This is a genomic window from Providencia sp. PROV202, from assembly GCF_028479565.1.
GTDB classification, from domain to species: domain Bacteria; phylum Pseudomonadota; class Gammaproteobacteria; order Enterobacterales; family Enterobacteriaceae; genus Providencia; species Providencia zhijiangensis.
The window spans coordinates 20,484-43,838 of sequence record NZ_JAMPNV010000008.1 but is presented as its reverse complement, the minus strand read 5'-3'; the positions used below and the strand labels follow the sequence as shown (position 1 = coordinate 43,838).

Genomic DNA, 23,355 nt, shown 5'->3' with positions numbered 1-23,355 from the left:
GATGCTCAATCAACGTTATGCCGCTATCGATCAGGGAACAACGGGAACCCGGGTCGTCGTCTTTGAAGAAGGCGGCCATTACCATTCCCCGATGAGTATTCCACACAAGCAAATCACCTTAAACAGTGGTTGGGTTGAGCACGATCCTGAAGAGATCCTAACAAACATCATCAAGTGTCTGAATAGTTGTGAAGTCGTTGATGCTATTGGTATTTGTCACCAAGGCGAAAGTATTGTTGCGTGGGATGCTCAGACTAAGCGCCCCCTTTATAACGCAATTGTTTGGCAAGATCTGCGTACTGAAAAAACCATCCAACAACTTAAAGATGCGGGACTTGAGCCGCTTGTCCAAGCAAAGTCGGGACTGCCCTTAGATCCTTATTTCTCGGCCAGTAAAATGGGGTGGATTTTGGAGAATGTGGTGGGGGCCAAATCCCTTGCGGATAAAAACCGCCTACGCATAGGCACTATGGATGCATTTTTCCTTGATCGTTTATGCGATGTTTTCGTGACGGATTATAACTCCGCATCACGTACCTCTTTACTCAACATTCATACGCTAGAGTGGGATCCACAGCTGTGTGAGATTTTTGGTGTACCAATCCACTGCTTGCCACCACTGCGCGACAATATTGGTGACTTTGGCGCCGTCAATCTCGACGGGCATCTCACGCCAGTCACCGCGATTATTGTCGACCAATTTGCAGGAACCTTTGGTCATGGTTGTCGCCAAAAAGGGGATGCCAAAATTACCTTTGGTACTGGCGCATTTTTGCAAGCCTTGACGGGAAGCGATATCCCACAAACTCATCAAAGCGGATTATTACCCACACTTTGCTGGAAATTTCCAGGAGAAGCCCCTGTTTTTGGTTTAGATGGTGGCGTGTATAACGCCGCCTCAGCAATCAACTGGGCACGTAAAATCGGTCTATTTGAGGATTTTGATGAGCTTTCAGATTTTCGCGATGAATCCGCGATTAAACGTGGCTTAGCATTTGTGCCTGCGCTCTCAGGTTTAGGTTGCCCTTATTGGGATCGCAGCGCTGCTGGCCTATGGGCAGGACTCTCATTAGATACCGATAAGAAAGATATGATGCAGTCAGTCTTAGAAGGAATAGCCGCCCGCTCCGCCGAAGTTATTTTCGCAATGGAGAAAATCTCTCCATTAGGTCAGTCCATTTCAGTCGATGGAGGGTTATCGTCAAATCAGTACTTTAAGCAGTTTTTAGCTAATTTATTACAAAAAAATATTGAAGCACCAGCAAATCGTGAAGTCACAGCACTCGGGGCTGCCTTGCTTGCTCGTAAAGGTTTGGGAATAAGCCATGAAATGGCGATACGACGCAATACTAGCGTCACACGCCCTGATGGAACCAACATGCAAGGCGTAATGGAACAGTATCGCGACATTATTGCCCGTTCTCGCCAGCTCAGAAATTAATTCTTCCAACAATAAAAAAGAAAGGAAACCCTACTATGGCCGAATTCGGAAACTATATTATCTACTTAATCATGTGCGGTGCCGTGATTGGTGCCGTTGCATCGATTGTCAGGCCTGCCAGCGACCTCGGAAAAGAGTTTGTAAACGGTATTTTTTCTATTGGTCCCGTGTTTCTCGCTCAAGCTGGGATCATGGCAGCCGTTCCACTACTTTCACAATTAATATCTTACATCTTAGGGCCAGTATTTAGCTCAGTAGGCTCAGATGTCTCCATTGCAGCGCTGTCTATTATCGCTGTGGATATGGGCGGATATCAGTTAGCCGATGCCTTAACCACGAATCGTGATATGTGGATCACCGCGATGTTGATCGGTTATACCTCTGGTGCAACCATTGTTTATCTGATCCCTGTTGGTTTAACGATGTTGAACCGTAAAGATCACAAATATTTAGCCTTAGGGGCAATGGCAGGATTGATCTCAATCCCATTCGGGGTACTGGCTTCATTGCTGTTGATCACACTCAATAATATCCCGGTTCGCGATATTATTTCGACGAACTCCCCCGCCACGCATCAACTCACCCTTGATTTCTTGACGATGCTGCAATATTTAATGCCGCTATTCGTTTTCTGTTTCTTGCTGGCAGCGGGCTTAAAATATCGTCCAATGCTAATGGTTACAGGCTTTTTGATCTTCGGTAAGATCATGGATGCATTCGTAAAATTAGTATTAGCCTTCTCCATTGTGGAACATTTTACAGGCGTATTTAGTAAAGTCTTTGGGGCTTGGGGATTCGATCCGTTATTTGCCGATCAAAATGAGTTATTCCGTGCGATCGAGATTGCAGGTTATATCGGGATCATGCTCGCAGGTACATTCCCTATCTGCTACCTGTTCCAACGCTACTGCAAACCGTTAGTCAGCGCACTCAGCCGTCGATTAAAGCTGAGCGATACGGGTTCACTGGGTTTCATCATGGTGATGGCAAATATCATTGCAACTTACCACTTATTCAAAGAAATGCGTGCAAGGGATAAAGTATTGTGCGTGGCCTTTGGAGTCTGTGCTCAAGCGACAATTGGCGACCACTTAGCCTTTACCGCAAACTTCCAACCAACATTGGTGCTACCAATCCTGTTAGGTAAATTAGTGGGTGGTTTCTTAGCGGTATTTATTGCGATTAAAATCTCTGTTCCACAAGCTATGCGCTATGAACAAGAAGATGAAAAAGCCGTTGAGGCGGTTAAAGCTGAGCACCCTGCGGGGATCGCCAAAGAAGCTTAATAGTTCTCATCATGATAAAAACAAAAACACCTCATTCGAGGTGTTTTTTATTTCTGTGTTATTTATTTCTAACTACCAACGTCAAGTTAGCGATCCCAATAGGACTCTTCTAAGCTATCTTCTTTTTCTGGTAGCCCGCGAGTTAAGCGCGGTGAATGCTGAGAAAGCACTTGATAACTCACACGGTTCGCATACTTACACACCTGCGCCAGTGAGGAGTATGTGAGATATTGGCGTTCGTGCTTACTGGAATTCGGCACATTTGAACGGTGATAAGAGTTAGCCGTAATATCATGCAGTAACGCAGATAACGCCCCATCACCCGCGCCATTGGTGTTCATGATTTTTTCTGGACCGCCCATATAAGGTTCAATATGAGAGAAAATTCGACGAGGTTGTTTGCAATCTTGCATACGCATCGCACGGCTAAATTCATACAGGTTAAATTCAGCAATAGCTCCCGGCAGTAATGGATGCTGCGTTTTACGTTTATATTCTTCTTCCGTAAAGCCAGCCATATACAGCCCTGAAGGCCCCGCTGTACATAAAACAAGGTCAACCCAATCCAATGCCATATTGGATGCCAATAGAGGATCGCTAAAGCCAGTTAATTCCAAGGCCTCATCTTCGTTCATGGCGACCACTGAGACATTTTCTTTAAGGAAATCACGCCAGAATTGTGGATCTTGAGCGATAACAAACTTGGTTCCCAATGTCAGTACCACGGGAACATTATGTTTTTTCGCATAATGGATAGCTTGCATCGTCGCATCCGGCATGGTTTCCCCCGGCTTACAACGCACTAAATAAGCCGTTAATACCAGCGCTGATGCGCCTGCAATAATCTCTTCAGGAATGCTATCGGGGTGTAAGCGGTTCATATGCCCTGGGCTAATAGCAAACGTACGTTCACCGTTATCAGTGACAAGCGTAAAACAGCGCCCGATAGGGCCATCTACCCCTTGTAAGTAGTTTAGATCCATACGGCTTGAAGTATGGCAAAGGTAGCGATAAGCATAACTACCAATCTGAATATTGTTGCACATCGTGCCCAATAAGACGGAGCGGTCATCGGCTAAGACAGAGTAATTGTGGAGCGTATTCCCTATTGTACCGCCTGCAAACTCATGGGTGATTAGCTTCTTATCGGTGAGCTCTTTGTAGAGCGCTTCAGCCGCATCATCTTCGATGACTAAAGAGTGACCTTTACTTAATTGATAACGTTCAATAAATTCATCATCAATTTTGGCTTCAATATCGACGAGTGTTTGGTCGATACCCACAATATACGATTTGCAGTTTTCATCATCAGAGAGCATCTCTTTCATCGGTTGTAAAAGAGGATCTCTGAGAGAGACGGGAAAGTAATGTTTAGATTTACGTTGACCGGGGAATTTCATATTGGGAACATTAAAAAAGGAACATTTCCGTATTCTAACACGATAAAACAAAACCGGCACCCTTCGATAAAAAGGTGCCGGTTAGGTATTTATAACGCTTTAGAGTGATTACTTACGGCGAGTATTTTGCTGATTATAGTTACGGTATAGGTCACGACCTAGCACAAACGCACAGCTCATAATAAAGCCAAGAATAGCGCCTAATGCGACAATCAGCATCGATTTAGGTGAATCTTTCGCAATCGGTAAATCTGGAGTCATGATAAATCTGACGGGTTCAAACTCTAACTCAGTGGTCGTCAATGAGTTTAAATTATCAATGTACACTTGCGCATTTTGCAGTTTCTCACTGATTAACGCTAAATCACGGTTTTTTAATTCGATGCCCAGTTTCTCTTCCAACGCTTCAGAACCTAATGCAATTGGGTAATCAGGGTCATCATTGATGGCAACAGAGTCCCTTGCGATTGGACGTGCAATTCCAGCGGCTTTCGCAATAGTAATAGCACGTTTTAAACGCTCAATTTTGACATCATAAGCAATCTGGATTTTGTTAGTATCTTGTTTTAATGCTTCAACACTATAAATCAGTTGGCGTGCAATCGCATTATCCACATCCGTTTTCATTTTTTTACGGACTTGGCTCGCCGTATAACGAATATACCCATCCATTAAATCTTGGGCTTCAACCGCTGTTGGTGCGGTAAATGACAGAACGACGTCGCTATCGTCGCTGTCTTTTTCTTTACCGTTATATTTCAATTTAATCGAATCCGCGATGATGCGATTCACTAAACGTTGAACCTCAAGCGGATCGTTTTTATTATCGAGTTTCTCGAGCTGTGTTTTAAAATAATCGGTGCTTTTAACGTAGGCTTCTTGGTTAACTTTAGAACGGTATTGAACGATAAATTCGTTATAAATACGCTGAGAACCCAAGTCAATTTCCATGCCTAATGCATTTAAGCGCGCTGAAAATTCATTAACTTCTTTTACCTCTTCAGACGTTGGCGGAATAATAACCGCTTCACTCGTCCACTTCTGAGGTAACATTTTGACAACCCCAATACTCAATGCGGTAACAATGACTGTTGCTATAATAATCAATAATTTATTCTTGAACAGAACCGCTACCAGCGCCATGAGATCGATCTCATCATTGTGCTGCAATTTATATTGCGGATCTTGCTCTAGCTGTTTTTTTAATTCTGGAGATAAATTGGTTTTTTCAGTCATGTTAATTCCAAACAACGCACTCTAAATTGAACCATTGAATATTGAGGTCATAATTATAGTCAAAATTTAAGTTTTGGATATAACCATTAACCTTCTTTATGAAATTACCTATCAAATCACTCTTTCTAAGTGATTTTTCAGAATTAACTGAATCATATTGATGCTGATATCGCTGTCATTCAGTGCAGGAATATAACGATATTGCTCACCACCATTATGTAAGAAAAATTCTTTATTTTGTTCGCTAATTTCTTCTAAGGTTTCTAAACAGTCCACCGAAAAACCAGGGCAAACCACTTGAACTGACTTAACCCCCTCTGACGGTAACTTTTTCATCGTCTGATCCGTGTATGGGCTTAACCACGGTTCACGACCAAATCGAGATTGGTAAGTCATTAACACTCGGTCACTTGGAAATTTCAGGGCCTGCTTTAATAATTCTGTGGTTTGCTCACACTCTTTATCATAAATATCCCCTGAATCGCAGTAACGCTGCGGGATACCGTGGAAAGAGAGGATCAACCTATCCGGCTCACCATGTTCCGTAAAACTGGCTTCAATAGATTCCGCTAAGGCTTGAATATACGCTGGGTGCGTCGCATAGCTACGAATAAACTGCACTGACGGGATAGTCCGCATAGGTTTAAAAGCACGTGTGATAGCTTCATAAACGGCGGCGGTAGTGGTGCATGAATATTGCGGATACAGCGGTAAAACCACTAATTCCGTCACATCTTGTGCAATCAAGTTGTCGATAGCACTCTTTATTGACGGCGAGCCATAAGTCATTCCCAGCTCAATCGGCGTATTAGGAAAAAATGCAGATAATTTTTCTTTCTGGCGCTGTGAATAAACCAATAATGGCGAACCTTCATCCATCCAAATTGAGCCATAAAGTTTTGCCACTTTGGAAGCGCGGATTGGCAAAATAGCACCATGTAAAATAGGTTTCCAAATCAATGGTGAAACATCGATAACACGCGGGTCAGTTAAGAATTCAGCTAAATAGCGTTTAACGGCTGCTGTTGTTGGGGCATCGGGCGTTCCCAAATTTACCAATAGAATTCCATATTTTTTTTCTAACATTAGAACAGCTCCTAATTGATAATTATTCCCAACAATAACAGGTTTTAATAACTAATTTTGCCAACTTGTGGCACAAAAAGAAAGGCAGCGATTAACGCTGCCTCAGTCCATTTCCAAACCCACTAGGTTTGGAAATGGCTTTTTTGGGTTGTAAAATTAACAAGGAAAATCAATTTAGTGATTTTCGGCTGATAACACAAAGCAGGAAAAACCACGCTTTTATCCTGCTTTGTCAACAACCTCAGGCAGCGTTTTTGCGCTGCCTTGTTTATTTGAATCTATTTAGATTACGCTCAGAAAAATTAGCCTAAAATTTTTGCTAACTCTGCGCTCACTTCAGTCACTTTGCGAGTACCGTCTAACTTGAAGTACTGAGTGCTGCTCGCTTTCGCTTCATTTTGATAGTAAGCGATTAATGGCGCTGTCAGTGCATGATATTCAACCAAACGTTTACGAACCGTGTCTTCTTGGTCGTCTTTACGGATAGTTAATTCATCGCCAGTTACGTCATCTTTGTTTTCAACTTTAGGTGGGTTGAAAGTGACGTGGTATACGCGACCTGATGGTGCGTGAACACGGCGACCAATGATACGCTCAACAATGATTTCGTCAGGAACATCGAATTCTAAAACGTAATCAACGTTGATGCCTGCTTCTTTCATTGCATCCGCTTGAGGAATGGTACGCGGGAACCCATCCAACAAGAAGCCATTGCGACAGTCATCTTGTTTGATGCGCTCTTTCACTAATGCGATAACCAGTTCATCAGTCACTAATTTGCCGTTATCCATCAGCTCTTTAGCTTGTAAACCTAATTCGCTCCCTGATTTTACAGCGGCACGTAACATGTCGCCAGTTGAAATCTGAGGGATCCCAAACTTCTCCATAATAAATTGAGCTTGAGTGCCCTTACCAGCGCCTGGAGCGCCAAGCAGAATGATACGCATTGCGTAAACCCCTTGCTATTTAGTTTTTTATAATTTGAAAAGAAAACGCTCTACCATACCATTAGCATGGCATCTGACTCAAGAAGACACGTAAACGTTTTCCCATTTATCTTTTTTCGCAAAAGAAAAAAACCACGCAAAAAATCGCTTTTTTACGTGGTTTATGTTCGAAAACGAAAACACCTTAATGGACTACTTTAAAAGTAATTCGTTGATTTTTTTAATGAATAAGTTTGGATCTTCCAGCGTACCGCGTTCTGCCAGCAAGGCTTGGTCGAGTAGTACATCCACCCAATCTGCAAACACGCTTTCATCTTCCACTTCAGACGCTTTTTTCACCAATGCATGGCTCGGGTTCAGCTCGAAGTTATATTTCACTTCTGGCGCCGCTTGACCCGCAGCCGCGAATAATTTCGCCATTTGGGTACTCATTTCGTCCGCATCGGTGGTCACAATGGCTGGTGTATCGGTTAAACGATGAGTCAGTTTCACCTCTTTCACACGGTCACCCAAGAAGGTTTTTACGCGCTCAACAAATGGCTCTAACTGCTTCTCGGCTTCTTCTTGCTCAGCCTTGTTTTCATCCGCTAACTTGTCTAACGATTCATCAGCTTTGCTCACAGATTGGAACTGTTTGCCATCAAACTCAGAGAGGTAGTTCATCATCCATTCGTCAATGCGATCAGATAACAGCAGAACCTCAATGCCTTTCTTACGGAACAGCTCTAAATGCGGGCTGCTTTTCGCGGCAGCGTAGCTATCGGCAGTAATAAAGTAAATCTTATCCTGACCTTCCACCATGCGGCTTACGTAATCTTCCAGCGAAACATTTTGTACGCTACTGTCGTTATGGGTGGTTGCAAAGCGCAGCAGTTTTGCAATCGCCTCACCGTTGCCCATATCTTCCGCAGGACCTTCTTTCATAACCAGACCGAATTGCTGCCAGAAAGTTTGGTATTTCTCTGCGTCATTTTTCGCCAGTTTTTCCAGTGTTTGCAGAACACGTTTTGTCAGTGCGCTGCGTAAGTTACGCGTCAATGCGCTATCTTGCAGAATTTCACGGGAAACGTTCAACGGTAAATCGTTGGAATCCAATACCCCACGAACGAAGCGCAGGTAATTAGGCATAAACTGCTCAGCATCATCCATAATAAAGACGCGTTGAACATACAGTTTTAAACCGTGGCGCTGGTCGCGGTTCCACAAATCAAATGGGGCTTGAGATGGAATATACAGCAGACTGGTATATTCCTGTTTCCCTTCCACACGGTTATGTGCCCACGTTAACGGATCTGCGTAGTCGTGGGAGATATGCTTGTAGAACTCAATATATTCTTCGTCTGAAATTTCAGATTTGCTGCGCGTCCACAGTGCTTTCGCTTGGTTGATTTTTTCCCAAGTAACGGTGCCGTCTTCTTCGTTTTTCTCTTCGATTTCAACAGGCAGAGCAATATGGTCAGAATACTTGCTGATAACAGAACGTAAACGCCAGTTATCTAGAAACTCTTTTTCATCATCACGTAAATGCAGGGTAATTTCGGTTCCGCGATCGGCTTTTTCGATATCTGCGATAGTGTATTCACCTTCGCCAGCAGATTCCCAGAATACCCCTTCGCTCGCATCAGCACCCGCTGCGCGGCTGCGTACGGTGACTTTATCGGCAACGATAAATGCGGAGTAGAAGCCCACACCGAATTGGCCGATCATTTGGCTATCTTTGACTTGGTCACTGCCTAATGATTCTAAGAATGATTTGGTGCCTGATTTAGCGATAGTACCTAAGTTTTCAATGACTTCTTCACGGCTCATACCGATGCCATTGTCACTGATAGTTAGAGTACCTTTGTCTTTGTCTGCGCTAATACGCACACGCAGTTCGCCATCATTCTCATACAGTTCAGGCTTAGATAATGCACGAAAACGCAGTTTATCCGCCGCATCGGATGCGTTGGAAATGAGCTCACGCAGAAAAATTTCTTTGTTTGAGTAAAGAGAGTGGATCATCAACTGTAGCAGTTGTTTGACTTCTGATTGAAACCCACGAGTTTCTTGTCCTTTCATACTCATTAATCGCCTCTATATCATCAATCTAATAGTTAGTTTTGACTTATCGATGGAAACTAATTTGGGGACAAAAAAATAGAATTCAACCACTAACCACAAATTAGCAGCCAAATTAATATGAACGAAAGGAAATTATGGAAGGCTACGAGAGTTTTGGTTTGAGGGTTTTGCTTTTATAAGGTAGCTACCTACCTTCCTCTAAATAGTTCAAAGTTGTAGGTAGGCGGCAAGCAAGCTTATCCCTAGGAGCATACTGAAGTATGTGACTAGGGTGAGGTTGTGCAGCCAACACCCCTACAATTTGAAATATGACGAGGATGCTACAACTTCGAGCGGCCTGACAACGAATGAGAAAGCGTCGTGCTATCAACCATCTCTAACTCCCCGCCGACAGGCACCCCATGCGCAATCCGGCTCGCCGCCACCCCATACTGCGCGCACATCTGCCCAATATAGTTTGCCGTCGCCTCCCCCTCTACTGTCGGGTTGGTCGCCAAAATCACTTCAGTGATGTTTTCCGATGCCAGTCGCTCTTCGAGCCTATCTAGCCCGATATCCATCGGTCCAATGCCATCTAATGGTGACAGATGCCCCATGAGTACGAAATAGCGACCTGAGAATTGACCAGTTTGCTCGATAGCGTAAATATCTGCGGGGCTTTCCACCACGCAAATCAGCCCATTTTGCTGACGGCGCGGGTTATCGCAGATATTGCAGGTGTCTTGCTCAGTAAATGTGCGGCAATCGCGGCAATGCCCGATTTCGGACATTGCACGAGTCAGAGACTGAGCCAAACGCATTCCGCCACTACGGTCACGTTGCAGAAGTTGGAAAGCCATTCGCTGCGCTGACTTGGGTCCCACACCGGGGAGACAGCGCAGCGCTTCCATCAATGATTCAAGAAGCGGACTCGTTTGCATTAGAATGGCATCTTAAAGCCTGGTGGCAGTTGCATACCGCTAGATACGCTAGCCATTTTTTCTTTTTGCGTTTCTTCGATACGACGAGCTGCGTCGTTGAATGCCGCAGCAATCAAGTCTTCCAGCATATCTTTGTCGTCTTCTAACAGGCTAGGATCGATTTCAACACGACGGCAGTTATGTGAACCGTTGATGGTCACTTTGACTAAGCCAGCACCAGATTCGCCAGTAGCTTCGAGTTGAGCGATTTCTTCCTGAACTTTCTGCATTTTATCTTGCATTTGCTGGGCCTGTTTCATCAGGTTACCCAATCCACCTTTACCAAACATAGTTTTCTCTCACAACTGAGGCTACAGATTCGCAACTGTAGCGTTAAACGGGGCGAATACTCTCTTCATCCAATTGCGCATCAAACATGGCGCGCAATTTTTGAATTGTTTTATCCGCAATAATAGACTGACGGGCTTGCGCCAGTTTCTCTTCATAAATCGCCTGACGCCATTCCAGCGGCGTTTTCACCGCCGTATTATCATCGTGAACGATTTTCAGTTCAACAGGGCGACCATAATGTTCACTCAACGCGTCTTGCAACGCTTTTAGGGCGTTAGGTTTATCAAGATGGCGTTGAGCGGAGCGCAAGTGCAATACAATTTGCGACTCGTCCAATTCTTCTTTATATGAATTCAAAGCCAATTGTTCAACTAGCTTCGGAATATTTAATTGCGCGATTTCCCCCGACCAACTATCACGCTCGCGCCCTTCTTCGGTGATTTTTATTGCTAATTCAGGGGTTTTTTCATATTCCAACGCCTCTTTGATTTCCGTTGGCGTTGTCACTGTGTCTTTTGCATCAAGAACTTCACCATTTTGCGGCTTCCACTGGTAAGGCTTCGGCTTCGCAGGCTTGGTCTTCTGTGACGCTTTTTCCATCACATTTTGCTGATGTTTGCTGGTTACCGCGGCCAGCCGTTCAAGTGCTGAAACCGCCGGCTTAGCCCTTTCGGACGTCACCGGATGAGTCTTTTTTGGACTCGGATCCTCACTTTGTGGCGTTTGTAGTGCCTGTCTGGCTTTTAATAGCTGCAATGTTGGGCTATTTTCCGGTAAGTTCTCTGCGCTCGCAGGCTGCGGGGCTGGGCGTCTTACCGTTGATGGTGCTGGCTCTGGCTGAAAAGTGGAAGCCGACGCGTTTGAAACTAATTTCGGCGGCAATTCCACTTCTTCAATAATGCTCTTTGGGTGGAAGGCTAGCGCTCTTAGTAGAGCCATTTCCACGCCCATACGTCTTTCTGGCGCGAATGTCAGTTCTTTGCGCCCCATCAGCAAGGTTTGGTAGAAAAGTTGAAGATCCGCTGGAGAAATTAATCGAGCCACTTGTCTTAGACGCCCTTCCGTCGATGACGGATCGGTTTCTTGTTCCGCAGGCAGTAGTTGGATCATCGCAATGCGATGAAGCTGAGAGAGAATTTCAACCAGTAAGTTTTCCCAATCAGCTCCACGGGAAGCCGCTTGCTCGACTTGGGCCATCACACCAAGACCATCGGCACGAACTAAAGCTTCAATAATGGCGAGCGGTTGCTCATCATCTAAGGTACCCAGCATTTGGCTCACCACATCCGCAGTGACCTTACCTTGCCCCATGGCAATTGCTTGGTCAGTCAAGCTCAATGCATCACGCAAACTACCGTCTGCGGCGCGGGCAATCAACTGACGAGCGCGAGTATCGTGCTCAATATTTTCCGCGTTTAGGATCAACTCAAGCTGTTCACTGATTTGTGGAACATCCAACGCTTTTAGATGGAACTGTAAGCAGCGGGATAAAATCGTGACAGGCAGTTTTTGTGGATCGGTCGTTGCCAGTAAAAATTTGACGTGTTCCGGTGGTTCTTCCAGTGTTTTAAGCAACGCATTAAAACTGTGGCGCGACAACATGTGAACTTCGTCAATAAGATAGACTTTAAAGCGACCACGCGCTGGTGCATACTGGACGTTATCCAGTAATTCTCGCGTATCTTCAACTTTAGTGCGTGATGCCGCGTCAATCTCAATCAGGTCAACAAATCGCCCCTGTTCAATTTCCAAACAGTTGGCGCATTTTCCGCAAGGTGTTGCCGTGATCCCCGTTTCGCAGTTTAACCCTTTGGCAAACAAGCGGGCGATCGTGGTTTTCCCGACGCCGCGGGTACCCGAGAAAAGATAAGCGTGATGAAGCCGTTGGTGCTCAAGCCCATTAGCAAGTGCTGTCAACACATGCTGCTGACCAACAACGTCTGAAAATTTTTGGGGGCGCCACTTACGGGCAAGTACCTGATAGCTCATGGATTCCACTGTTATTCAACATGGGACATTGATAAATATAATAATAGTACCATGCTACCACAGCCTCAACCCATTGGGCGAGACCGCAGTAAAAATAGTAAGAAGAGTGCGGAGCAGATTAGTGACCTGGGAACTCAACAAGACTATAGGAAGTAACGCCTTCTTTTGCTAAACGCTCAACACCGCCTAAATCTGGCAGTCCAATAACGAAAGCAGCATCCACCACTTTTGCGCCTAGCTGTTTGATCATTTTCACGGTCGCTTCGACAGTACCACCGGTTGCTAATAGGTCATCCACCACCAGTACGTTGTCTTGTGCGGTAATGCTGTCTTTGTGGATTTCCAGTGTGTCGGTGCCGTATTCCAGATCATACGTCATACTTAAAACTTCACGCGGTAATTTGCCTTTTTTACGTACAGGCACAAAACCTACGCCTAAGCGTAATGCAACAGGAGCGCCGAACAGGAAACCACGGGCTTCAGTACCAACAATTTTGGTCACACCTTTGTTTTGATAATGCTCAACCAGCATATCGATTGTCGCTTGATAAGCCGCCGGGTCATTTAACAGTGTGGTAATATCACGAAACAGTACACCCTCTTTTGGATAGTTAGGGATAGTCGCGATACTTTCTTTAATTAATTGCAGTTGTTGCTCTTTAGCGGTCATAATAAAAACCAATATAGTAAATACGAAAGGGTAGAATCTATGCAAACTACCATAAAAATGCAATAAGAAGCCGTCTATTTGCTGTAAGTTTTATTGTTGGATATCAATATTCCGCCACTTTTCACATTTATTGAGAATAAAAAATGAAAACACAGGCTCTGTTAGAGGCATTGAAAAAGCAGATTGATGAGTTAGCTGAGCGCGTCGCCCCCATCAAAGACCATGAGTTTTCACACTCCCGATTTGATATGCAGCTATTTAGCCATAAATCCACCAAACTGGGTGATTGCCAGAAAGAGCTCAATACCTTGTATCAGCAATTGTGTAATAGCGTTTTGCTAAACCATACCCAGCAAGTGAACTTTTTAACCGAAAAAATCGTGCATCAAATGCAGGCTATTTCCCGCGAACTCTCCACTCAAGGATTACGGGAAAAAGAAGATTCTTTTCGGACGAAAAAGGAACAGGTTGATTTATATGAACGTTTATCACAACATCAAGATTATGAACGCCGTTTGCAGGCTATGGTGAGCGAAAAAGAGCTCTATTTAAGTGGCTTAACTGACTCACATTTACAGCACCAGTGCCAAAAAGAGCTCGCCGCATTAGCCGGGCGCTTATACCGTTGTAGACAAGCATTAATGCGTATTGAAAAAGCCATCGAGCACCAAGAAAACCAATTTTTTGATTAGAGGATCGTGAATGGAAACACTGGACACTGCACCACTCGAAACCCAGCTCGCGGTAGATTTAATTTACTTGTTAGAATCGGCTGAAGTCGATACCCACACCGTCCTGAAAGCATTAGAGATAGTTAAGCAGGATTACCTCAACAAACAGGCCGCCGAAGCAGCCTGTCAGAATGGCAATTAACGCAGGTTATTTTTCATCGCCATTTTTATCATTATCTTTGTCTTTGATAATCTTTGTCACTTCCTGCACTTCATCACCCTGATTGTTATGCAAATGCACTTCCAATTGATTGAAAGCGATATTGATATCATTTTCACGACATAACCGGTCAATTTCACGGTTCACTTCATCACTGGTGATGGTACGCTCACCGATCTGGCGTACATAAAAACGTAATTCGTGATCTAATGTGCTAGCACCAAAACTTAAGAAGTATGCCGCTGGCGCTGGGTCCGTCATCACTTTGCTGTTAGAGGTTGCCGCTTGCAGTAATACGCGTTTCACTTTTTCCAGATCTGAGCCATACGCAACACCTAAAGAGACCGTAATTCGAGTAACCGTGTCTGAGAGCGACCAGTTGATCAAACGCTCCGTCACGAATGCCTTGTTCGGGATGATCACCTCTTTGCGATCGAAATCCACAATGGTTGTCGCACGAATACGGATTTTACTGATAGTTCCCGAGTAAGTCCCGATGGTGACGGTATCCCCAATGCGAATCGGTCTTTCGAACAGTAAAATAATCCCCGAAACGAAGTTCGCAAAAATTTCCTGTAAACCAAAACCAAGACCAACGGTTAAGGCAGCGGCTAACCATTGCAACTGATTCCATGTCACCCCAATCATCCCAAGGGAAGCAATCGCCCCGATACTGACAATCACATAGGTCAACATGGTGGTGATGGCATAGGTGGAACCTTGGCGCAGTTTGAGGCGCGATAACACCAACACTTCCAATAACCCAGGTAAGTTGCGCGTCATGATCCACGCCACCACCACGATGACTACGGCTAAAATCAGGTTGGCCAAAGTCACATGCTGCATGATATTCGCCCCTTCCGCTGATGTTGCGGTATAGCTCCAGAGTTGGACACTATCGAGGAAGGAGAAAATCGTAATAAAATCAGACCAAATAGCGTAAAACGCAAATGCAAAGATAATAAACAGCACCATTGTCGTTAAGCGCAGAGACTGCTGGCTAATCAACTCAATGGTCATTGGCGGCTCTTTGATAGGCTCGTTTTCGGTCTCTTCTTGCTGTTTTGACTGCGCTCGACGCTCAAGCGCACGCTTATACGCCAGTTTTCTCGCGCCTAAACTTAAGCCTCGCAAGCAAACATTATACGTAATGTACCAAAGCACCAGCAGGTACAAGCTATCTAACCAACGGTTGGCTAAACGGAGTGTGGTGTAATAGTAACCCGCAATCATCAAACCGATTAAAATTAGCGGTGAGAATGTCAGTAACGTGATCAAAATCGAGCGCGTTAAGTGGCTACCTGTTTCCTTCCAAACCTGCTTACAGAACGGAATGGTAAAAATACACAATAATAATAAACAGATAGAAACCACAAGCTGCCCAATCACATCCTCAGACACCTTCAGCGGGTTAATCATTCCATAGGTGGAAAAGAAGATAAGCGGGATCAGCGGTACCGATAAACGCACCATGCGACGGCGCATGCGCTGGGCATTTTCATGCTCAATATTAAAGTGTTTCTCTGCAATACCTTGAGGTTTTAATACCCTGAACGTTAATTCAAATAGCGCCCAGAAAATCGCGAGTTGCAAGAAATAAGACCAAATAAACTCCCCTTGCAGGTTACCGGTTTTTAAGAACCAGTAACCAATGGCGATAACCACTAATGAAATTGGGATGGTTTGCAGCAACGTGAGTAACAGAGCCAACGGTGTATTCAATACGCTGTCGTTACGCAGGCTGGATAAACGTAAATCAATATCATGTAGACGCTGAGTGATTTTCCGGTTCAACCAGATAAAGATTAGTGCCGCCAATAACAACGGAATCGTCACCCACAGCGAGCTCAGCAAGCCTTTTTTCAGGCTCGATAATGAAAAATCAAAATCGAGGTGAGTTAGTTGATTTTTGGCCGCTTCTGGGAACGCTTTTAACCACTCAATATCCATTGGTTTATTACTGTTTACCCAGAAAATCTGCTGAGCCAAAGTATGCTCAAGCGAGCTAACTACACTCAATAATTGGTTTTGATCCAGTTGCAAATTAATGGCTTGGGAAATTTGCCCGCCTAATTGTAAATTCAATTCATCCAATAATTCACGGCGAACATCCAGGATTTTTACCAGCGCCGCTTTATCTTCTGGGGTAAACAAGCGGGCATTTTCTTGCTCTCCGACTTTAACCGCTTGCTCATGCTCTAGATTATTAATGTAATCCGTAGGTTGGTATAACGCATCACGCTGCTGGTTTATATCAAACTGCTCCAAACGTAGGTCGGCGATGGTGACAGGCAAATTTTTGGTGAGAATATCCGCGGGTAAATCAATTTGTTGCTGAAAAAGAATTCGTGATAGCAGCAAGCTTCCGCGTAATACGTTGATTTGCTCTTTTAAGTTTCGTTCTGATTGAGTGGCGCGTTCTAACCAAGTTTTTACTCGGATGCCATTTTGCACCATTTTGTTGCCGTCTTGAGTCACTTCAATCAAGCGGTTGCTCAGCTTGTTATTGATCTCCACCTCTTTTTGAATAATCGGATTTTGCTGCACCGCATCATCCGTAGAGGTATTTTGTGCTTCACGTACTGTCGATTGAGAATCACTGAGACGCACTTTGCTGATAGCGTCTTGGATCACCTGAATTCGGGCATCGAGTTGCTCAATGTACGCCGCCGTGTAATCACGCTGTTTCTGCAAAACATCTTGGAGTTGCGTATTAGCTTGGAGAACACGCTTTTGAAATTCGTTTTGCTGCTGTAGAAGGTATTGCTCAAGTTGCAGCATATTCACTTGTGTGGTGCGCAGCTTGCTGGAGTCTGTCAATGTGCTGTTAAGCTCGTTGCGAATTTCTTGCAGTCTTCGAGCATTGTCCAACATGATAGCTTGGGCGCGCTCCGGTTGAGTTTGCAAACCGATCAGTTGGCTGTTGTATGTGGCGAGATCATTTTGCTCAGCTTGCAAATTATCCAAATGGGTTGCCAACATGGACTCTAATTGTTGCAGGCTGCTATTTTCAATTTGGTGCTGAAAGTTAATATCAGGATTTTCATTCTGATTTTTTATTTGTAATAAACCCTGAACCGCTTTTTTTGACTCTTCACCGGAGTGACTTAATTTTTTTTGCAGTTCATCTGAACGCTGATCGAGTTTTTCTAGTTCATCATAATAATTTAATGACTTTTCCAAATCGGCGATAGCGAGTTTATCTTCTTGCCCTGCATTGTTTTTTTTATTTAGCGAATTGAGCTCTGTTTTTATCTCGTTTTTGCTGGGAAGGTTACTCATTGTTGCTGCGGAAATTTGAAAAGAGAAAAAGGTGATGGCAAATGCCAAAAATATTCTAATTGAATATAACCACGCTTTTCTGTATTGCATTAGTGGGCCCATGATATCTCGCTGTGATCCTACTATTATCTAGCACTTAAATTGTTTAGTTCTAATATACTTAGACCTAATATACTGAGTTCTAACTTGCTATTTGAGCTGCAATTTTGACAAACCGCAGCCCAATTCTCAAAAAGCTTTTTTAATCTATGGCGATAAAATTAAAAGGTGAGAACTTTTTCAGCGGCTAATGTCCATGCAGCTAAATCCACCAGCGTCCCAATTTCAACACCATCAATTAATGGCAGCTCACTGATACCTCGAGCATCAGTGCAGGTTTTGCATAATTTAACAGGGACATTTTGCGCGGTTAAAATTTCTAGCATTTGCTGAAGGTTATACCCTTCTTTCGGTTTTTGCGCTGTGATCCCGGCAGTAACTGCATCAGACATTAAGAAAATTTTTAGGTCGGTTTGCGGATGTTGCTCTTTTAGCGTGATGGCTAAGCGCAGAGAGTTAAACAACATTTCACTTCCGTATGGCGCGCCATTCGCAATGATCAAAATGGATGACATGGTTTTCTCCGATTATTCGTTTGGCGTTGGTTTGACTCGCAGTGAGACGCTATTTTTAAGCGTTTCTAATAAAGTATCAACTAACGTCGTGGTATGTGCGTCTATCATAAAACGCTCTGGCTGTAATAACCAGTTTTCGAGTAATCCCGACATCAGTGCACGGATCATAACCGCGCTACACGCTAAATCTAAATCTGCTGGAAGTTGTCCCGCGTCCACACAATCACGTAAATTTTTAATAATCCGCTGTTCACTTGCGAGATAGTTTTCACGCTTAAAATCAACGACAGATGCCATTTCTCCGACTAATTCGCATTTTAAGAAAAAGATTTCCATTAACGCGCGATTTTTAGGAGTACTAATAAAATCGGTAAGAATATATATTAGCAATTCTCTTAGTATTAAAAGTGGATCATTGGTATATTTCGAACGATAATAATCCTCAGCTTGAGTAATTTGATTATCGCTAAATTCACAGGCTTGATGGAACAGATCCACCTTATTCTTAAAATGCCAATATATAGCACCCCGGGTAACACCCGCAGCTTTGGCTATATCGGCTAATGATGTGGCTGTTACTCCTCGTTCAGAAAATGTTTTGATGGCTGCATCTAATATTTCCTGACGGGTTTCTTCAGCCTGTTGTTTAGTTTTTCGTGCCATTGACGCCCGTTTTTATCGAAAGCTGATTTACATACATTAGTGTATGTTTGTACTATAGCATAGTGATAAATCATATAATTTGCTTTTTTTCTTAATTTTGTTTTGAACTCATATCGATTAATTGAGGTTAACTTATGCGAAAAAACAGAGGGGTGTTACCTCTGGCTCTGTTGGTCCTTTCAGGCGGCTTAGCGTTATCTGGTTGTAACGAAGAACAGAAAGGTGGCGGTGAACGCCCGGCGCCTGATGTAGGAATTGTTACGCTGAAAGCTGAACCTCTGACCATTAAGACCGAACTTCCTGGCCGTACATCTGCATTTCGTATTGCAGAGGTTCGCCCACAAGTAAGTGGCATCATCCTAAAACGTAACTACAAAGAAGGTAGCGATGTTGAGGCTGGCGTATCGTTGTATCAAATCGATCCGGCACCTTTCCAAGCAACGTACAATAGTGCTAAAGCAGAATTAGCTAAAGCGCAAGCAAATGCTAATCTCGCCGCATTAACTGTTAAACGTTATAAGCCACTGCTTGGTACCAACTACATTAGTCAACAAGAATACGACCAAGCGAATTCAACCTATGCACAGTCTCTAGCTGCGGTAAAAGCAGCGGAAGCAGCCGTTGAAACCGCACGTATTAATCTGAATTACACGAAAGTGACATCGCCAATTAGTGGGCGTACGGGTAAATCCAATGTCACGGAAGGTGCATTAGTTTCTGCGGGTCAAACAACTGAACTAATGCGCGTTCAACAATTAGATCCAATCTACGTGGATGTGACGCAGTCGAGTGAGGATTTCTTACGCTTAAAAAATGAAATCGAACAGGGTGCACTGCAAAAAGAGCCAGGCAAAGCGCCAGTTAGCTTAGTGATTAATGGCGGGCAAGAATACGCACAGAAAGGACAATTAGAGTTTTCTGACGTTACTGTTGATGAAACCACAGGTTCCATCACGATGCGTGCCGTATTCCCTAACCCGAACAAAGAGCTGATGCCAGGTATGTTTGTTCGCGCTATTTTAGAAGATGGTGTGAAAGAAAACGCGATTTTAGTCCCACAACAAGGTGTTGCACGTACTCCGCAAGGTGATGCGCAAGTGATGGTTGTTGGCGCTGAAAACAAAGTTGAAGTGCGTAAAGTGAAAGCTGCACAAGCGATTGGCAACAACTGGTTAGTCACTGATGGCGTGAAAGATGGCGACCGTGTCATTGTGATTGGCTTACAGAAAATCAAGCCAGGTATGGTTGTTGTGCCGAAGCAAGCAAACTTAGAAACTCAATCCATTGTAGACACTCAGGCAAAACCTGAAACCGCGTCTAAATAAGGGAGCTATTGATTAATGCCTAAGTTTTTTATAGATAGACCAATTTTTGCATGGGTAATCGCGATTATCACCATGCTTGCAGGTCTGCTGGCAATTATCAAGTTACCTGTCGCTCAGTATCCGACGATTGCACCGCCGGCTGTTTCCATTTCAGCTAACTACCCTGGTGCAGATGCATCAACGGTACAAAATACGGTGACCCAAGTTATCGAACAGAACATGAACGGTATCGATAATTTGGTGTATATGTCGTCAACCAGTGATTCATCAGGTTCAGCAAGCATCACGCTGACTTTTGAAGCAGGTACTGATGGCGATATCGCCCAAGTACAGGTACAGAATAAGCTGCAATTGGCAATGCCACTTTTACCTCAAGAAGTACAGCAACAAGGTATTAGTGTCGATAAGTCCACTAGCTCATTCTTAATGGTTGCAGGCTTTATTTCTAAAGACGGTTCAATGGGTCAATACGACATTGCCGACTACGTAGGTTCAAATATTAAGGACCCACTGAGTCGTGTTAATGGTGTTGGTGAAACCCAGCTGTTTGGTACCCAATATGCAATGCGTATTTGGTTAAAACCAGAGCAACTCGTTAAGTACAACATGGCAACTTCGGATGTCATTAATGCAATTCGTGTACAAAACAACCAAGTTGCCGCCGGTCAGTTAGGGGGAACACCTCCTGTTGCCGGTCAGCGTTTGAACGTATCTATTATTGCTCAAACCCGTTTAAGTAACGTAGAAGAGTTTTCGAACATTTTATTACGTGTGAACCAAGACGGTTCCCAAGTTCGTTTGAAAGATGTCGCTACCGTTCAACTCGGTGCGGAAAACTACAGTACCGTTGCGCGCTTTAACGGTATGCCAGCAGCAGGTATCGGTATTAAATTGGCAACTGGCGCTAACGCACTGGATACGGCGAATAACGTCCGTGCAGCCTTAGCTGAGATGGAACCGTTCTTCCCTGAAGGGTTAGAAGTCGTTTACCCATACGATACAACGCCATTCGTTAAGATTTCGATTAACGAGGTAGTTAAAACGCTAGTTGAAGCGATCATGCTGGTTGTTGTGGTTATGTATCTGTTCTTACAGAACATCCGTGCAACATTGATCCCAACTATCGCCGTACCGGTGGTTCTGTTAGGTACCTTTGCTATCTTGTCGGCCTTTGGCTACTCGATAAACACCTTAACCATGTTTGCGATGGTACTTGCCATCGGTCTTCTCGTGGATGACGCCATCGTTGTTGTTGAAAACGTTGAACGTGTAATGCAAGAAGAAGGTCTGCCACCAAAAGAGGCGACCAAAAAATCCATGGGCCAAATTCAAGGTGCTCTGGTCGGTATTGCAATGGTGCTGTCTGCGGTATTTATCCCAATGGCCTTCTTCGGTGGGTCTACAGGGGCAATTTACCGTCAGTTCTCTATCACCATCGTTTCATCGATGCTGCTATCGGTATTAGTGGCGATGATCCTGACCCCTGCACTGTGTGCAACTATGTTGAAGCCAATTGAAAAAGGCAGCCATGGTTCCACGAAAGGGTTCTTTGGATGGTTTAACCGCGTATTTGAAAAGCAAGCTCACCATTACACAGACAGCGTAAGCCGTATGTTGAATGGCACGGGTCGTTACCTTGTGATCTACGTGATACTGGTTGTGGGCATGGCATTTATGTTTGTTCGTCTGCCATCGTCATTCTTGCCAGCAGAAGACCAAGGGGTGTTCTTATCCATGGTGCAGTTACCGCCAGGATCAACTCAAGAACAAACCGAAGTCATCTTGGATGAAGTCAGTAATTACTTCAGAGTAGATGAAGGTAAAAACGTTGAGTCTGTCTTTACCGTTGGTGGCTTCAGCTTTGCAGGTGCAGGACAAAACATGGGTCTGGCGTTCGTCGTTCTTAAGAACTGGGATGAACGTAAAGGGAAAGAAAACCATGTGGATGCGATTGTTGCACGTGCAAACGCAGCACTATCCCAAAAACAAGGCGCCTTCATTTATGCCTTTAACTTACCCGCAATTGTTGAGTTAGGGACATCAAACGGCTTTGACTTTGAGCTGGTCGATAAAGGTGGCTTAGGTCATGAAAAACTGATGGCAGCACGTAATCAGTTACTCGGACTTGCTGCACAGCACCCTGAAATTTTGCAAGGTGTACGACCAAATGGTCAAGATGATACCTCACAGTATCGAATCTATATTGACCAACAAAAAGCACAGGCACAAGGTGTTGCTATCAGTGATATCAACGCAACCCTCAGCTCCGTGTTTGGTGGTTCATACGTTAACGACTTTATCGACCGCGGTCGTGTGAAGAAAGTTTACGTACAAGGTGACGCGGAAAGCCGTATGTTGCCGTCAGATATCAGCAACCTGTATGTTCGTAATAACCAAGGGAAAATGGTACCGTTCTCAGCGTTCTTGGACGAATCCAAAGACCCATGGAAATTCGGTTCACCACGTTTAGAGCGTTATAACGGTGTTCCAGCAATGAACATTCAAGGTCAAGCAACAGAAGGTCAAAGTACCGGTGCTGCGATGTTGATGATGGAAAAACTGACCACAGAAAACCTACCTGCGGGTATCGGTTATGAGTGGACAGGTATGTCGTACCAAGAGCGTTTGTCTGGTAACCAGGCACCTGCCCTGTATGCGATTTCCCTGATTGTTGTATTCCTGTGTCTGGCTGCACTGTATGAAAGCTGGTCTGTACCGTTCTCAGTTATGTTAGTGGTGCCACTTGGGGTTATCGGTGCGTTACTCTTCACCTCCGTCCGAGGCTTAGATAACGACGTTTACTTCAAGGTAGGGCTGTTAACCACCATTGGGTTATCGGCGAAGAACGCAATCTTGATTGTTGAATTCGCCAAAGACTTGATGGAGAAAGAAGGTAAAGGATTGATTGAAGCAACATTAGATGCCGTTAAAATGCGTCTAAGACCAATCCTGATGACATCATTGGCATTTATGCTGGGTGTTATCCCTCTGGTATTCAGTAATGGTGCAGGTTCTGCGGCACAGAACTCCGTCGGTACAGGTGTACTCGGTGGTATGTTCGCAGCAACATCATTGGCTATCTTCTTTGTTCCGGTATTCTTTGTGGTGATCCGTCGCCGCTTTGCAAAGGCACCAGAACACGTTGATAACAACCAGCCACCAGCAGCTCATTAATCACTAATGAGTTAAAAAAGACCCCCAATAGTTATCC

Annotated in this window: 18 protein-coding genes; 6 read left to right on the top strand and 12 right to left on the bottom strand. The window is 44.3% G+C overall.

All coding sequences use genetic code 11. From position 1 onward, the window contains the following. Nucleotide 1 precedes the first annotated feature (1 nt). Both PR799_RS05030 and eutH read left to right on the top strand, forming a co-directional pair. Nucleotides 2-1,441, top strand: a complete 1,440-nt coding sequence (locus PR799_RS05030; RefSeq protein ID WP_154627548.1) for an FGGY family carbohydrate kinase — start codon at nucleotides 2-4, stop codon at nucleotides 1,439-1,441. A 35-nt stretch (nucleotides 1,442-1,476) separates the two neighbouring features. Next, on the top strand, nucleotides 1,477-2,727 hold the full coding sequence (eutH, locus tag PR799_RS05025) for an ethanolamine utilization protein EutH (protein ID WP_036952538.1): 1,251 nt from the start codon (nucleotides 1,477-1,479) through the stop codon (nucleotides 2,725-2,727). Between the two features lie 86 nt (nucleotides 2,728-2,813). Here the strand turns inward: eutH and PR799_RS05020 are convergent, their stop codons facing one another. The 9 genes from PR799_RS05020 to apt form a co-directional block, all read right to left on the bottom strand. Then, on the bottom strand, nucleotides 2,814-4,127 hold the full coding sequence (locus PR799_RS05020) for an inosine/guanosine kinase (RefSeq protein WP_154627550.1): 1,314 nt from the start codon (nucleotides 4,125-4,127) through the stop codon (nucleotides 2,814-2,816). A 108-nt stretch (nucleotides 4,128-4,235) separates the two neighbouring features. After that, nucleotides 4,236-5,363 (bottom strand): LPS O-antigen length regulator Wzz(fepE), encoded by a 1,128-nt coding sequence (gene wzz(fepE), locus PR799_RS05015; RefSeq protein ID WP_272521397.1) that lies wholly within the window; start codon nucleotides 5,361-5,363, stop codon nucleotides 4,236-4,238. Nucleotides 5,364-5,474: 111 nt separating this feature from the next. Further along, nucleotides 5,475-6,449: a ferrochelatase gene (gene hemH / locus PR799_RS05010; protein WP_272521396.1), complete on the bottom strand. Its 975-nt coding sequence runs from the start codon at nucleotides 6,447-6,449 to the stop codon at nucleotides 5,475-5,477. A 302-nt stretch (nucleotides 6,450-6,751) separates the two neighbouring features. Further along, nucleotides 6,752-7,396: an adenylate kinase gene (gene adk / locus PR799_RS05005; RefSeq protein ID WP_036952549.1), complete on the bottom strand. Its 645-nt coding sequence runs from the start codon at nucleotides 7,394-7,396 to the stop codon at nucleotides 6,752-6,754. 192 nt (nucleotides 7,397-7,588) lie between these two features. Next, a complete protein-coding gene (gene htpG, locus PR799_RS05000) occupies nucleotides 7,589-9,463 on the bottom strand; it encodes a molecular chaperone HtpG (protein ID WP_272521395.1) in 1,875 nt (624 codons plus the stop codon). A gap of 317 nt (nucleotides 9,464-9,780) precedes the next feature. Then, on the bottom strand, nucleotides 9,781-10,380 hold the full coding sequence (recR, locus tag PR799_RS04995) for a recombination mediator RecR (RefSeq protein WP_036952553.1): 600 nt from the start codon (nucleotides 10,378-10,380) through the stop codon (nucleotides 9,781-9,783). Beyond that, nucleotides 10,380-10,709 carry a YbaB/EbfC family nucleoid-associated protein gene (locus PR799_RS04990; RefSeq protein WP_006659291.1) on the bottom strand — a complete coding sequence of 110 codons (330 nt, stop codon included), beginning with the start codon at nucleotides 10,707-10,709 and terminating at the stop codon, nucleotides 10,380-10,382. The genes recR and PR799_RS04990 overlap by 1 nt, the downstream gene beginning before the upstream one ends. Nucleotides 10,710-10,752: 43 nt before the next feature. Then, nucleotides 10,753-12,699 (bottom strand): DNA polymerase III subunit gamma/tau, encoded by a 1,947-nt coding sequence (gene dnaX / locus PR799_RS04985; protein ID WP_272521394.1) that lies wholly within the window; start codon nucleotides 12,697-12,699, stop codon nucleotides 10,753-10,755. A gap of 118 nt (nucleotides 12,700-12,817) precedes the next feature. Further along, on the bottom strand, nucleotides 12,818-13,369 hold the full coding sequence (gene apt / locus PR799_RS04980) for an adenine phosphoribosyltransferase (RefSeq protein ID WP_036952557.1): 552 nt from the start codon (nucleotides 13,367-13,369) through the stop codon (nucleotides 12,818-12,820). Nucleotides 13,370-13,512: 143 nt separating this feature from the next. Here apt and priC point away from each other — a divergent pair, with 143 nt between their 5' ends. Both priC and PR799_RS04970 read left to right on the top strand, forming a co-directional pair. After that, nucleotides 13,513-14,061 (top strand): primosomal replication protein PriC, encoded by a 549-nt coding sequence (gene priC / locus PR799_RS04975; protein WP_154627555.1) that lies wholly within the window; start codon nucleotides 13,513-13,515, stop codon nucleotides 14,059-14,061. A 10-nt stretch (nucleotides 14,062-14,071) separates the two neighbouring features. Next, complete coding sequence (locus PR799_RS04970) at nucleotides 14,072-14,242, top strand: DUF2496 domain-containing protein (RefSeq protein ID WP_154602431.1); 171 nt, start codon at nucleotides 14,072-14,074, stop codon at nucleotides 14,240-14,242. A 6-nt stretch (nucleotides 14,243-14,248) separates the two neighbouring features. Here the strand turns inward: PR799_RS04970 and mscK are convergent, their stop codons facing one another. The 3 genes from mscK to acrR form a co-directional block, all read right to left on the bottom strand. After that, nucleotides 14,249-17,644: a mechanosensitive channel MscK gene (gene mscK / locus PR799_RS04965; protein WP_336298631.1), complete on the bottom strand. Its 3,396-nt coding sequence runs from the start codon at nucleotides 17,642-17,644 to the stop codon at nucleotides 14,249-14,251. Nucleotides 17,645-17,802: 158 nt separating this feature from the next. After that, nucleotides 17,803-18,156 carry a DsrE/DsrF/TusD sulfur relay family protein gene (locus PR799_RS04960; protein ID WP_006659297.1) on the bottom strand — a complete coding sequence of 118 codons (354 nt, stop codon included), beginning with the start codon at nucleotides 18,154-18,156 and terminating at the stop codon, nucleotides 17,803-17,805. Between the two features lie 12 nt (nucleotides 18,157-18,168). Continuing rightward, complete coding sequence (gene acrR / locus PR799_RS04955) at nucleotides 18,169-18,819, bottom strand: multidrug efflux transporter transcriptional repressor AcrR (RefSeq protein ID WP_132496735.1); 651 nt, start codon at nucleotides 18,817-18,819, stop codon at nucleotides 18,169-18,171. Between the two features lie 134 nt (nucleotides 18,820-18,953). On the opposite strand from acrR, the gene PR799_RS04950 reads away from it, so the two are divergent. Beyond that, nucleotides 18,954-20,144, top strand: coding sequence for an efflux RND transporter periplasmic adaptor subunit (locus PR799_RS04950; protein ID WP_154627558.1), 1,191 nt, complete (start codon nucleotides 18,954-18,956; stop codon nucleotides 20,142-20,144). Nucleotides 20,145-20,159: 15 nt separating this feature from the next. Beyond that, nucleotides 20,160-23,318 (top strand): efflux RND transporter permease subunit, encoded by a 3,159-nt coding sequence (locus PR799_RS04945; RefSeq protein WP_272521392.1) that lies wholly within the window; start codon nucleotides 20,160-20,162, stop codon nucleotides 23,316-23,318. Nucleotides 23,319-23,355: the final 37 nt, after the last annotated feature.

Bases quoted from the DNA above. Each gene is read 5' to 3' on its own strand.
- htpG (WP_272521395.1), bottom strand. From the start codon at position 9,463: ATGAGTATGAAAGGACAAGAAACTCGTGGGTTTCAATCAGAAGTCAAA.
- PR799_RS05030 (WP_154627548.1), top strand. From the start codon at position 2: ATGCTCAATCAACGTTATGCCGCTATCGATCAGGGAACAACGGGAACC.
- apt (WP_036952557.1), bottom strand. From the start codon at position 13,369: ATGACCGCTAAAGAGCAACAACTGCAATTAATTAAAGAAAGTATCGCG.
- hemH (WP_272521396.1), bottom strand. From the start codon at position 6,449: ATGTTAGAAAAAAAATATGGAATTCTATTGGTAAATTTGGGAACGCCC.
- mscK (WP_336298631.1), bottom strand. From the start codon at position 17,644: ATGGGCCCACTAATGCAATACAGAAAAGCGTGGTTATATTCAATTAGA.
- PR799_RS04950 (WP_154627558.1), top strand. From the start codon at position 18,954: ATGCGAAAAAACAGAGGGGTGTTACCTCTGGCTCTGTTGGTCCTTTCA.
- recR (WP_036952553.1), bottom strand. From the start codon at position 10,380: ATGCAAACGAGTCCGCTTCTTGAATCATTGATGGAAGCGCTGCGCTGT.
- priC (WP_154627555.1), top strand. From the start codon at position 13,513: ATGAAAACACAGGCTCTGTTAGAGGCATTGAAAAAGCAGATTGATGAG.
- PR799_RS05020 (WP_154627550.1), bottom strand. From the start codon at position 4,127: ATGAAATTCCCCGGTCAACGTAAATCTAAACATTACTTTCCCGTCTCT.
- PR799_RS04970 (WP_154602431.1), top strand. From the start codon at position 14,072: ATGGAAACACTGGACACTGCACCACTCGAAACCCAGCTCGCGGTAGAT.
- acrR (WP_132496735.1), bottom strand. From the start codon at position 18,819: ATGGCACGAAAAACTAAACAACAGGCTGAAGAAACCCGTCAGGAAATA.
- PR799_RS04960 (WP_006659297.1), bottom strand. From the start codon at position 18,156: ATGTCATCCATTTTGATCATTGCGAATGGCGCGCCATACGGAAGTGAA.
- eutH (WP_036952538.1), top strand. From the start codon at position 1,477: ATGGCCGAATTCGGAAACTATATTATCTACTTAATCATGTGCGGTGCC.
- PR799_RS04945 (WP_272521392.1), top strand. From the start codon at position 20,160: ATGCCTAAGTTTTTTATAGATAGACCAATTTTTGCATGGGTAATCGCG.
- dnaX (WP_272521394.1), bottom strand. From the start codon at position 12,699: ATGAGCTATCAGGTACTTGCCCGTAAGTGGCGCCCCCAAAAATTTTCA.
- adk (WP_036952549.1), bottom strand. From the start codon at position 7,396: ATGCGTATCATTCTGCTTGGCGCTCCAGGCGCTGGTAAGGGCACTCAA.
- PR799_RS04990 (WP_006659291.1), bottom strand. From the start codon at position 10,709: ATGTTTGGTAAAGGTGGATTGGGTAACCTGATGAAACAGGCCCAGCAA.